The 11,972-nt window shown below is 67.6% G+C and carries 9 protein-coding genes and 2 tRNA genes; 8 read left to right on the top strand and 3 right to left on the bottom strand.

Translation table 11 applies throughout. The features are described 5' to 3' along the window. Window positions 1-12 precede the first annotated feature (12 nt). Together ACR65K_RS07670 and ACR65K_RS07665 are read left to right on the top strand one after the other, a co-directional pair. On the top strand, window positions 13-1,398 hold the full coding sequence (locus ACR65K_RS07670; RefSeq protein WP_056338595.1) for a glycine--tRNA ligase: 1,386 nt from the start codon (window positions 13-15) through the stop codon (window positions 1,396-1,398). Window positions 1,399-1,400: 2 nt separating this feature from the next. Beyond that, a complete protein-coding gene (locus tag ACR65K_RS07665) occupies window positions 1,401-2,432 on the top strand; it encodes a GNAT family N-acetyltransferase (RefSeq protein WP_440152067.1) in 1,032 nt (343 codons plus the stop codon). Window positions 2,433-2,494: 62 nt separating this feature from the next. Here ACR65K_RS07665 and ACR65K_RS07660 read toward each other — a convergent pair whose 3' ends face one another. Further along, window positions 2,495-3,316, bottom strand: a complete 822-nt coding sequence (locus ACR65K_RS07660; RefSeq protein ID WP_440152066.1) for a lysophospholipid acyltransferase family protein — start codon at window positions 3,314-3,316, stop codon at window positions 2,495-2,497. Window positions 3,317-3,328: 12 nt separating this feature from the next. Next, the gene (locus tag ACR65K_RS07655; RefSeq protein WP_440152065.1) at window positions 3,329-4,120 is read right to left on the bottom strand and encodes an alpha/beta hydrolase; all 792 of its coding nucleotides are present in this window, start codon (window positions 4,118-4,120) and stop codon (window positions 3,329-3,331) included. Between the two features lie 141 nt (window positions 4,121-4,261). Here ACR65K_RS07655 and ACR65K_RS07650 point away from each other — a divergent pair, with 141 nt between their 5' ends. Next, window positions 4,262-5,716 (top strand): YibE/F family protein, encoded by a 1,455-nt coding sequence (locus ACR65K_RS07650; protein WP_440152063.1) that lies wholly within the window; start codon window positions 4,262-4,264, stop codon window positions 5,714-5,716. A 16-nt stretch (window positions 5,717-5,732) separates the two neighbouring features. Here the strand turns inward: ACR65K_RS07650 and ACR65K_RS07645 are convergent, their stop codons facing one another. Beyond that, a complete protein-coding gene (locus tag ACR65K_RS07645; protein ID WP_440152062.1) occupies window positions 5,733-6,953 on the bottom strand; it encodes a globin domain-containing protein in 1,221 nt (406 codons plus the stop codon). 139 nt (window positions 6,954-7,092) lie between these two features. On the opposite strand from ACR65K_RS07645, the gene dusB reads away from it, so the two are divergent. From dusB to ACR65K_RS07620, 5 genes are all read left to right on the top strand, one after another. Continuing rightward, window positions 7,093-8,271: a tRNA dihydrouridine synthase DusB gene (gene dusB, locus ACR65K_RS07640; protein ID WP_331323450.1), complete on the top strand. Its 1,179-nt coding sequence runs from the start codon at window positions 7,093-7,095 to the stop codon at window positions 8,269-8,271. Further along, window positions 8,255-9,568: a deoxyguanosinetriphosphate triphosphohydrolase gene (locus ACR65K_RS07635; protein ID WP_056338579.1), complete on the top strand. Its 1,314-nt coding sequence runs from the start codon at window positions 8,255-8,257 to the stop codon at window positions 9,566-9,568. Before dusB ends, ACR65K_RS07635 begins: the two co-directional genes overlap by 17 nt. A gap of 103 nt (window positions 9,569-9,671) precedes the next feature. Further along, entirely contained in the window at window positions 9,672-11,615 is a 1,944-nt protein-coding gene (gene dnaG / locus ACR65K_RS07630; RefSeq protein ID WP_440152061.1) for a DNA primase, read from the top strand. Between the two features lie 91 nt (window positions 11,616-11,706). Continuing rightward, window positions 11,707-11,779: transfer RNA gene (locus ACR65K_RS07625), tRNA-Asn, on the top strand. 125 nt (window positions 11,780-11,904) lie between these two features. After that, window positions 11,905-11,972, top strand: a tRNA-Asn gene (locus ACR65K_RS07620).

Here is an 11,972-nt window from a genome sequence, read left to right as displayed (position 1 = left end):
TGGAGTTACCCCATGGCAGCAAAATCCGTCCTCGACCAGGTCATTTCCCTCTCCAAGCGGAGGGGCTTCGTGTTCCAGGCCGGTGAGATCTACGGAGGTTCGCGTTCTGCCTGGGACTACGGCCCCCTCGGCGCGGAACTGAAGGAAAACATCAAGCGCCAGTGGTGGCAGTCCATGGTCCGCGGCCGCGAGGACGTGGTGGGCCTGGACTCCTCCGTGATTCTGCCCCGCCAGGTATGGGAAGCCTCCGGCCACGTGGAGGTCTTCTCCGACCCCCTGGTGGAGTGCCTCTCCTGCCACAAGCGCTACCGCGCTGACCACCTCGAGGAAGAATACGAGGAGAAGAAGGGCCGGCCCGCCGAGAACGGCCTGAAGGACATCGCCTGCGCCAACTGCGGCACCCGCGGCCAGTGGACCGAGCCGCAGGAGTTCTCCGGCCTGCTCAAGACGTACCTGGGCCCGGTGGCCAACGAGGAGGGCCTGCACTACCTGCGCCCCGAAACCGCGCAGGGCATCTTCGTGAACTTCAACAACGTCCTCACCACGTCCCGGAAGAAGCCGCCGTTCGGCATCGGCCAAATCGGCAAGTCCTTCCGCAACGAGATCACGCCCGGAAATTTCATCTTCCGCACCCGCGAGTTCGAGCAGATGGAAATGGAATTCTTCGTGGAGCCCGGCACGGACGAGGAATGGCACCAGTACTGGATGAAGGAGCGCATGGCCTGGTACACCGGCCTGGGCATCCGCGAGGAGAACCTCCGCTTCTTCGAGCACCCCAAGGAGAAGCTCAGCCACTACTCCAAGGGCACCACGGACATCGAGTACCGCTTCGGCTTCCAGGGCTCGGAGTGGGGCGAGCTGGAAGGCATCGCCAACCGCACCGACTTTGACCTCTCCACCCACGCCAAGGCCTCCGGCACGGACCTGAGCTACTTCAACCAGGCCACCAACGAGCGCTACACCCCGTACGTGATCGAGCCCGCGGCGGGCCTGACCCGGTCCTTCATGGCGTTCCTGGTGGACGCCTACACCGAGGATGAGGCTCCCAACGCCAAGGGCGGCGTGGATGTGCGCACCGTTTTGAAGCTGGATCCGCGCCTGGCCCCGGTCAAGGCCGCCGTCCTGCCCCTGAGCCGCAACGAGGACCTGTCCCCGAAGGCCAAGGACCTGGGCGCGCAGCTGCGGAAGAACTGGAACATCGACTTCGACGACGCCGGCGCCATCGGCCGCCGCTACCGCCGCCAGGACGAGATCGGCACCCCGTTCTGCATCACCGTGGACTTCGACACGCTCGAGGACCAGGCCGTCACCATCCGCGAGCGGGACACCATGAGCCAGGAGCGGGTCTCCCTGGACAAGGTGGAGGGTTACCTGGCGGCACGGCTGATCGGGGCCTGAGCATGGCCATCGAATACCGCGAATGGCGGGACGGCGACGACCTGGCGCTCCTGGAAATCTGGGGCGACCCGGACACGGCGCAGGCCCGGCAGTTCCGCGGCGCCCTCGCCGTCTCCTCCAACGGGAGGGACGGCTCCCCGTGGCGCCGCTGCATCGTGGCCCAGGACGTCATTGACGGCGTCGGCATCCCCGTGGCCGCCGGCGTCGTCTATGAAGCGTCCCTGCACCCGGAACGCCTGTGGTGCTATATCGAGGTGGACCGCGACCACCGCCGTGCGGGCATCGGGGCCAGCCTCCTGGCCATGCTGCGGCGCGAAGCCGAGCACGCGCCGTCGGGCGTCAGCAAACTGCGCGCCAAGGTGGAGCCCGGCAGCGCGGGTGCCGCCTTCGCCGAATCGTTTGGCCTGGCGCCCATCCAGCGTTCCCGCCTTGTGGTGGTGGAGCCCGGCGCCCTGCGGCTTCCGGTGTTCCCGGCCAAGGACGACGGCGGCGCGGCCAGCGGCGAGAACACCGGCTCCGACGTCGTGATGGACCTGGCAACGGGCTCGGTGGAGCTGACCGACGTGGTGGGCCGGTATTACACCTCCATCCACGGCTGGGACTCTCCCGGCGTCCTGTCCGTGGGGCAGGTGCAGAAGCTGTTCCTGGACGAACTCACCGGTGCCCACGGCGCCATCGTGCTGCGGGCCCAGCCCGAATCCGCGTTCGGTGCCGGGGTGGCTCCCACTAAGAAGGGCCGCATCCGGGCCTTTGCCGTCAGCTACGCGGCCCCCGCCGACCCTGACGCCGCCCCGGGCACCGAGACGGCCGGACCGGAAACGCCCACCGACGTTTTCGTGGGGCATGAACCTTCGCTGGACGCTGATGACGCCGCCGAGGCAGTCCGCGACATGCTTGCCCTGATCGCGTACCAGCACCCGGTCATGCTGGAACTGGACGATTCCATGACCGCCCTGCGTGCCGCCGTCGAACCCCTCCTGGACCGTGGCACGGCACGCGTGGCGGGCGCTGAAACCCTGGTGGTCTCGGACTAGTCAACCCCAACTAAGTAGCAGCAGATGTCGTTATGGAGCTCCATTCCGACATCTGCTGCGACCTAGTTGCGGGGAGCACGGCGGCGGCCGGCGGCTGCGTCAGCTGCGTCCAGGAGTTGCCGCTCGGCGTCGGTCGGGGCGCTCCCACCCAAGTGCGCAGGCATCCACCACGCGCCGGATCCGGGATCCAGTGGGAAGCCGGCAATGCATTGGTCGATTCCCGATTGCAGGATGCTGCGCAGCATGCCGGTGGCCGCCTCCGCTTCGCTGCCTGGCGGAAACATCATGGGCTCGCCCACGTGGACCCGCACCGGGGCATGCCAGCTGCGGCGGCGGGAAAAACCGTGGCCCCGGGTCAATACGCGGTGCGCGCCCCAGACGGACACCGGAATCACGAGGACGCCTGCCTCGGCCGCCATGCGGACTGCCCCTGTGCGGCACTCGCGGACCGTGAAGCTGCGGCTGACCCCTGCCTCCGGGAACACCGCAAGGTACTCGCCATTGCGCAGTTTGGCCACCGCCGCGTCATAGGCGTCCGAACGGTCCGTGTATCCCACCACTATGTGGCCGCTGGCGCTGATGGCAGGGCCTGCAAGCCAGTGGTCGGCAGCCCCCTGGTGCACCAGGAACCGCAGCTGGGCACGGGCGTGCCGCCACAGGAGCAGCTCGAGCACGGCGAAATCCAGGTAGCCGAAATGCGTGACGGCGAACACGGCACCTCTTCCGGGAACCACCTGCCGCGAGGGCCCATTGAGTGGTCCCTTGTCCGGCAGGTGCTCCAGGCCTGTTGCCTGGATGTCCAGCCGCAGGGCCCAGCGCAGGACCTGCCCGGTCCGGACGATCAGGCGATAGAACCGGTCGTTGGACGGGGGACGCCAGGGCATGTCCGAAACTGCCTAAAGGGTGACCTGGACGGATGAGTCCGGCAGCAGCCGCGAGAAGGCCGGCGACGGCCGGACCGGGGCGCCCGTGCTCTCCGCGAAGGACTTGATGACGAAGCCGGTGGCGAGGGTTTGCCACACGCGGACCTTGCGGAGCATGAAGTGCCCCACGCCCCTGAGCGCCACGTACTGCATGCTCGCTGTATCGGCAGAGGCCCGGCGGGCGAAGGCAAGGGACTGCGAGGGGCTGGTCATGTGGTCCGTGGTGCCGTGGATGATCAGGACTTTCCGTCCGGCGACGGCGGTGGCGGGTGTTGCCGGGCTCAGCCACGGAGCAAGCGCCACCACGGCCTCCACCTGCGCGTGGTCGGCTGCGCATACGGCTGTCAGGCCGCCCATGGAGTGGCCCAGCAGGAAGACCGGAACGTCGGGGTGGCGTTCGGCGATCTGCCGCAGCGCCCAGCGGGCGTCCTGCAGCGGTGACATGTCTGGGCCGTTCCAGCCCCGGACGCTGTTGCGCAGGGACCAGACGGCCAGTCCGTGCTTCCGGCCGGCGCGGTGCAGGTGCCTGGCGAAGGGAATCATCCGGGCCGGACTGAGATGCCGGGCCTCCACCGGATCCCGGCTGTGGGCCTTGCCGCCGTGCAGCACCAGGACCACGCCCCGGGTGTCACCTGCTGCTTCGAGGACACTCAGGACAGGCTGGTGGGCGGGTGCCGCCGCCACCTGGCCCGACTGCACTCCGCCGTCGGCCGCCCCCCGAATTCCTGACCCGCTGCCGGTTTCGCGCGTATCACGGTTGTCCATGCCTGGTTCCTCCCCATCCCGATGGTCCATTTATAAACCCTATGGCGGCCCACGTAGAGTTCAACGTATGAGGTTGTACTGCTGATGGGCGCCGGTCACTCCCACGCTTCCTTGGATCATTCGGAGCCGACGCCCCAGGCGATGGCTGCCCGCAGCAAGGCGAACCGCATCCTGGCCGCGGTGCTCATTCCGCTGGCGCTGCTGACCCTGGCCGGGATGGCCGCGCTGTGGCCGTCCGGCAGCAAGGAAGGTGTCTCGCTGGCCAACCCCTATTCCACGGCCCCCGGTGTCACTTTCGATACAGGCACCATCCAGAGCGTGGTGACCGAGAACTGCACCCAGGGCCTCAGCCAGCAGGGAACAGGCCAACAGGGCACCGGCCAACAAGGCAGCAACCAGCAGGGTTCCACGCAGCAGCCGCCGGGCCAGGGCTCGGACTGCACCTTCGCCTTCACCGAGCCGGACAAGGGTGGAAGTCCGGTGAAGGTGGTCATCAACCCCGATGTGGCCTCCTCCCATGGCGTTAAGCCTGGGGACCAGATCCGCTACCTGAATCTGTCCAACGCCCCGGGCGCCACGGGGTCGCAGGGATCCCCGGCCTACATCTTCGTGGACTTCGTCCGGACGCTGCCGATTGTCCTGCTTGCCGTGCTCTACGCGGCGGTGGTCGTCGCCGTGGCCAGGTGGCGGGGGCTGAGGGCCCTGATCGGACTGGTGGGCGCCTACTTCGTGCTCGCCAACTTCCTGCTTCCGGGCCTGGTGGAGGGCAAGCCGCCGCTGTTGCTGGCCCTGGTGGGTTCCACCGTGATCATGATCGGGGTGCTGTACTTCGCCCACGGATTCTCCGCGCGCACCTCCACGGCCCTCCTGGGCACCATCTTCGGCCTCGCCATCACCGCCCTGCTGGCTGCCTGGGCCACCGACGCCGCCAACCTCGCCGGCGTGGGCAGCCACGACGCCGCCACCCTGGTGAACACCTCGGCCAACATCTCCATCTCCGGCGTGATCCTCTGCGGACTCATCATCTCCGGCCTGGGTGTCCTCAACGATGTCACCATCACCCAGTCCTCGGCGGTGTGGGAACTCTACGAGCTGGCACCGGGCAGCAGCGCCCGGAAGCTGTTCACTTCGGCGATGCGGATCGGCCGCGACCACATCGCCTCCACGGTGTACACCATCGCCTTCGCTTACGCCGGCGCCGCACTGCCCATCCTGATCATCGTCATGCTCTACGACCGGCCCCTGATGGACACCCTCACCAGCGCCGAACTCTCCGAAGAGGTCATCCGGACCCTGGTGGGCTCGATCGGGCTGGTCCTGGCCATTCCGGTCACCACCCTGATCGCCGTGCTCGTGGTCAAGGCCACCGGCATCAGGACACCAGACGCCGTGCCAGTGACCGGTGAGGTGCGGGACGGAAAGACGGGTACAAAGCACGACGACGGGCACGTCCATACGGACGACGTCACGGACACGGGGGCGCTCGCCGCCGCCGCGCTTGAGGAGCGAATCCGGCGCACCGCCATCGAACCCATGGATGAACCAGCCACCCGGCGCGGGCGGCGCGCCGACCGCGGCTGGACACCTTCTCCGTAAACCTGTCCAGCTGCTCCTACTGGTAGTCGGCCAGCCAAAGATCCGGACCGAAGACTTCGTACTGGATGTCCTTGGGGCGGACTCCTGCGCCCACCAGGGCGGTCCGGACGGCCTGCATGAAGGGCACCGGGCCGCAGAGGTAATACTCGGCGTCGGATGGCAGCTGGACATCCCGGATGTTCATGAAACCCGAGCGCACGGTGCCGCCGGCGTCGGAGGTGGAGGATTCTGCGCCGTCCGGATCGAGGAACCACGTATTGAGGGACGCATCCGGCAGTACGGCAAGGTCCGCCGTCACCTGGTTCCGCAGCGCGAATGAGGCAGGAGAGTCGTCCGCGTGCAGGAACATGACCTTCCGCTGCGAACCGGCCTTCACCAGGTGGGACAGCATCCCTGCCATGGGCGTGATCCCGATGCCCGCGCTTGCCAGCACCACGGGCCGGTCCGTGTATTCGAGCACAACGTCGCCGAAGGGCGCCGAAAGGGTGACTTCATCGCCCACGTCGACCTGGTCGTGGAGGAGGTTGGACATCTCACCATCAGGCTTTCCTTCCGTGCGCACGCGCTTGACAGCGAACCGCCGGTGCTGCCCGTCGTCGGCCTGGGTGAGGCTGTACTGGCGCGGCTGCAGGACGCCGTCGGGCATCTGCATCCGGAGCGTGACGTACTGTCCGGGGAGGGAGGGCTTGACCTCCCGCTCGTCCATCCGCTCCACCACGAAACTGGCAACATCGCCGGTTTCCTGGATCTTCTCGGCCACCCGCCACGTGCGCCACACGGTTTCCGGGCTCAGCCGGACGGCGTCGTAGAGGCCACGTTCCTTGTTGATGAGCATGTTGGCCATGAGCCAGTAAACCTCGTCCCACGCAGCGGCCACTTCCGGGGTCACTGCGTCGCCAAGGACATCCACGATGGCCCACATCAGGTGGTCGTGCACCACCTGGTACTGCTCGGGGCTCAGGCCCAGGGACACGTGCTTGTGCGCAATGCGGGACAGCAGGTGGTCCGGCAGGTGCGTGGGGTCGTTGACCAGGAAGCCGGCAAACGCGGCGATTGACCCGGCCAGCGCCTGCTGCTGCCGGCCGTCGGCCTGGTTTCCGCGGTTGAAGAGGCCGTTGAGCAGTTCGGGGTGTTCCTCGAACATGTGGCCATAGAAGCGGGAGGCGATCTCCTGGATGTTTTCGCCGACCACGGGAAGGGTCGCCTGGATCACGGGGTATGCGGTATCTGACAGCACGGTGATCTCTCCTCTGAAGGCAGGGCCCCCTGGCAAGGCCCGGTTCCACGAAACGCTAACAGCCTGCAGGAGACCTTCGACAGGCCCTTCGGCACTGGTGCCAAACCACCGATTTGCCCGGCTTTGCAACAATGGACAGGTGACTGTTGCAGCAACTCCTCCCGCCCCCAAGCTGGAACTCCCGCCCCTGAAGCTGGGACCCATCACGGTTGACACCCCGGTGATCCTGGCCCCGATGGCCGGCATCACCAACTCCGCCTTCCGCAGGCTCTGCCGTGAGTACGGCGGCGGCATGTACGTGGCGGAGATGGTCACCTCCCGTGCGCTGGTGGAGCGGACCCCCGAATCCCTTCGCATCATTTCGCATGACGACGACGAAAAGGTCCGCTCCGTCCAGCTGTACGGCGTGGATCCCGGTACGGTCGGCGCCGCCGTCAGGATGCTGGTGGAGGAGGACCGGGCGGACCACATCGACCTCAACTTCGGCTGCCCCGTTCCCAAGGTGACCCGGCGCGGCGGCGGCTCCGCCCTGCCCTGGAAGATCGACCTCTTCACCTCGATCGTGCAGACCGCCGTCAGGGAAGCCTCCAAGGGCAACATTCCGCTGACCATCAAGATGCGCAAAGGCATCGACGATGACCACCTGACGTACCTCGACGCAGGCCGCATTGCCCGCGATGCCGGCGTGGCCGCCGTCGCGCTCCATGGCCGCACCGCCGCCCAGTTCTACTCCGGCAAAGCGGACTGGTCCGCCATTGCCCGGCTCCGTGAGGCGCTCCCTGACATCCCGGTCCTGGGCAACGGCGACATCTGGTCCGCTGAGGACGCCGTCCGGATGGTGCGCGAAACCGGCGTGGACGGCGTGGTGGTCGGCCGCGGCTGCCAGGGCCGGCCCTGGCTCTTCGGCGACCTCCAGGCGGCCTTCGAAGGCAGCGACGTCCGCCACCGGCCCAACCTGCGGCAGGTGGCAGAGGGCGTCTACCGCCACGCCGAACTGATGGTGGAAACGTTCGGGGATGAAGGCAAGGCGCTGCGTGAGATCCGCAAGCACATCGCCTGGTACTTCAAGGGCTATGTGGTGGGCGGGGAACTGCGCACCCGGCTTGCCCTGGTGACCAGCCTGGAAGTGCTCCGGGACACCCTGGCCGAGCTGGACCTGGATTCGCCGTACCCCGGAGTGGACGCGGAGGGCCCGCGCGGCCGCGCCGGCTCGCCCAAGAGGCCTGCCCTGCCCAAGGACTGGCTGGACTCCCGGGCACTGAACGATGACCAGTCCCGGGACATCGCAGCCGCCGAACTGGATGTTTCCGGTGGCTGAAACACCGACGGCAGGAACTCCCACCGCTGCCTTGGCGCTGCCCGGCTACGATCTGCACGATTCCGCCCGCTGGGTGGAGGAGCCGCCCAAGACCACCTACCGGTCGGACTTCGAGCGGGACCGGGCCCGGGTGCTGCACTCCTCGGCCCTGCGGCGGCTGGGCGCCAAGACCCAGGTGGTGGCACCGGACACCGATGACTTCGTCCGCACCCGCCTCACCCACAGCCTGGAAGTGGCGCAGGTGGGCCGCGAACTGGGCCGGGCCCTGGGCTGCGATCCCGACGTGGTGGACACCGCCTGCCTCAGCCACGACCTGGGCCACCCGCCCTTCGGCCACAACGGCGAATCAGCGCTGAACGAGGTGGCCCATGCCATCGGCGGCTTCGAGGGCAACGCCCAGACCCTCCGCCTGCTCACCCGCCTCGAACCCAAGGTGCTCACCGGTGACGGCCGGCCCGCCGGACTGAACCTGACCCGCGCAAGCCTTGACGCGGCGTCGAAATACCCGTGGTCCGCCCTGGAAGCGCCGGTGATCCACGGCCAGCGGACCAGCAAGTTCGGCGCGTACGAGGACGACCTGCCCATCTTCAACTGGCTCCGGGAGGGTGCGCCGGAGCGCCGCACCTGCCTGGAAGCCCAGGTGATGGACCTGGCGGATGACATCTCCTACTCCGTGCACGACGTCGAGGACGCGATCGTTGCCGGCCACTTCCAGCTGCGCTGGATGGACAACCCGGACCACCGCGCCCGCGTGGTGGGCTACGCCAAGCAGTGGTACCTGCCGCACAACGACCCCGCCGCCATCGACGCAGCGCTGGCCCGGCTGGAGGCCACGGACGTGTGGGTGCGCGAGGCGGACGGCAGCCGCAAGTCCATGGCGGCCCTGAAGAACATGACCAGCCAGCTGATCGGCAGGTTCTGCCAGAGCGCCCTGGAAACCACCCGGGCCGTCTACGGGCCGGAGAACCTCACCCGCTACAACGCCGAACTCATGGTTCCGGACGAGACCGTCATGGAGATCGCCGTGATGAAGGGCCTGGCCACCACCTTCGTGATGACCACCGAACACCGGCAGCCCATCTACGAGCGCCAGCGGGAAGTGCTCCACGCCCTGGTGACCGCCCTCAGCGCCACGGGGGACCGGCACCTGGAACCGATGTTCGCGGCGGACTGGCGGGCGGCGGACGACGACGGTGCCCGCCTTCGCGTGGTCATCGACCAGGTGGCGTCCCTCACCGACGGTTCCGCCCTGGCCATGTACGAGCGCCTGGTGGGGAGCCTGCCCTCGCTGTGGTGAGGAACGTCGTGGTGAGGAACGTCGTGGTGAGGAACGCCGCAAGGTGCCTGCCGGCGTCGAACCGTGGGCCACGAACGTCAGTGGCCGGGATTAGGATTGCTCTGTGCCTGGGCTGATCAAACGTGAAGATATCGACGAAGTACGCCAGCGCACGGACATCAAGGAAGTGGTGGACGGCTACGTCACGCTCAAGGGTGCCGGGCTGGGAACCTTCAAGGGTCTGTGCCCCTTCCACGACGAGCGCTCGCCGTCCTTTACCGTCCGTCCCCAGGTGGGCCGCTACCACTGCTTCGGTTGCGGGGAGGACGGCGACGTCATCGCCTTCGTCCAAAAGCAGGACCACAGTTCCTTCCAGGAAGCGGTGGAAAAGCTCGCCGCCCGCATCGGCTACGAGCTCCGCTACGAGGACGGCGGAACCGGGCCCAACCGCGAGGAAGTGGGCCGCCGCCAGCGGCTCCTGGACGCGCACAAGATCGCGGACGAGTTCTTCCGCGCCCAGCTGCTTACCCCCGGCGCCGCCGAGGCCAGGAACTTCCTGTTTGGCCGGGGCTTCGACAGGGCAGCGGCGGAACACTTCGGCTGCGGGTATGCGCCCCAGGGGTGGGACGCCCTCCTGAAGCACCTTCGGGGCCGCGGTTTCACCGATGCCGAGCTCAAGCTCACCGGCATGTTCAGCGAGGGCAACCGGGGGATCTACGACCGTTTCCGGGGCCGCCTCATCTGGCCCATCAAGGACATCGCCGGCGACACCATCGGCTTCGGCGCCCGCAAGCTCTACGAGGACGACCAGGGCCCCAAGTACCTCAACACCCCGGAAACCACCCTCTACAAGAAGTCGCAGGTCCTGTACGGCATCGACCTCGCCAAGCGCAGCATCGCCAAGGACCGCCAGCTGGTGGTGGTGGAGGGCTACACCGACGTCATGGCCTGCCACCTTGCGGGCATCACGACGGCGGTGGCCACCTGCGGCACCGCGTTCGGCACCGAACACATCAAGATCGCCCGCCGGCTGTTATCCGACGACGGCACCGGGGGAGAAGTGGTGTTCACCTTCGACGGCGACGCCGCCGGGCAGAAGGCCGCCCTCCGTGCCTTCGAAGAGGACCAGCGCTTCACCGCGCAGACCTACGTGGCCGTCGAACCCACGGGGGCCGACCCCTGCGACCTCCGCCTCAGCCGTGGGGATGAAGCCGTGCACGCCCTGATCCAGTCCCGGCGTCCGCTGTTCGAGTTCGCCATCCGCACCACACTCAAGCAGTTCAACCTGGACACCGTGGAAGGCCGCGTCCAGGGCCTGAAGGCTTCCGTGCCCGTGGTGGCGGCCATCCGCGACGCCTCCACCCGGACCGGCTATTGCCAGGCGCTGACCGGCTGGCTGGGCATGCCCGACCCCAACGAGGTCCTGCGCATGGTCACCGCGGCGGTCAAGCGCGGCGAAACGGGACGTCCCGCCGCGGCGGGCCAACAGCAAGGGGGATCCCCAAACTCATCCACGGCGCACTCCGGCGCCTCCCAGGCCGGCGGCCCCGGCGTGGCTGCCGGGCCGCCGTCGGGCGCCGTGCCCTCCTATCACCGCCCCGACCCGCGCGACCCCGTGGCCTCGATGGAACGGCAGGCCCTGGAAGTGGCGCTCCAGCAGCCCGCACTGCTGGCAGGCGGGTTCTGGGACCGCTTCGCCGCCGCCGGGTTCGCCACCCCGGCCTTCCAGGCCGTCCACGACGCCATGCGGGCTACCGGGCCGGGACTTGTGGGGGATCCGGTGCGCTGGGTGGAACACGTCATGCACGAGGTCCCTGAGCCGCTCCGGCCCCTGGTCTCGGAGCTTTCCGTGGTGCCGCTGCCGGCGCACACGGAGGAGGCCGTGCTGAAGTACTGCCGGGACATCCTGTCCAGGCTGTTCGAACTCCAGATCACCCGCGTCAAAGCGGACAAGATGGGCCAGCTGCAGCGCCTCGACGCCGCGGCGGACCCGGAAACCTACCAGCGGCTCAACCGCGAACTGATGATGCTGGAAATGGAGCGCCGGGCACTGCGGGCGGAGTCGTAGGTTGCGCCTGGTTCCGGGCGGGTGGCAGAGGTCACTGCACGCTCGATTTCGTTTCCGCCGCAGGTGTTTGCTAGGCTAATACCCGCTTCATTCCTCCTTAGCTCAATTGGCAGAGCATTCGACTGTTAATCGAAGGGTTGCTGGTTCAAGTCCAGCAGGAGGAGCTTCCAATCCCCGTTCCGGCCTCCGGAACGGGGATTTTTGTATTCCGGAAGGGCGGTTCGGGCCGGCAAAACCGCCGATTTCCCTTGGGCCGGAATCCTTTGCTAATGTCATACCTGCTTCATTCCTCCTTAGCTCAATTGGCAGAGCATTCGACTGTTAATCGAAGGGTTGCTGGTTCAAGTCCAGCAGGAG

The organism is Arthrobacter sp. SAFR-179 (assembly GCF_059414945.1).
This window is presented reverse-complemented; position numbering and strand designations above follow the sequence as displayed.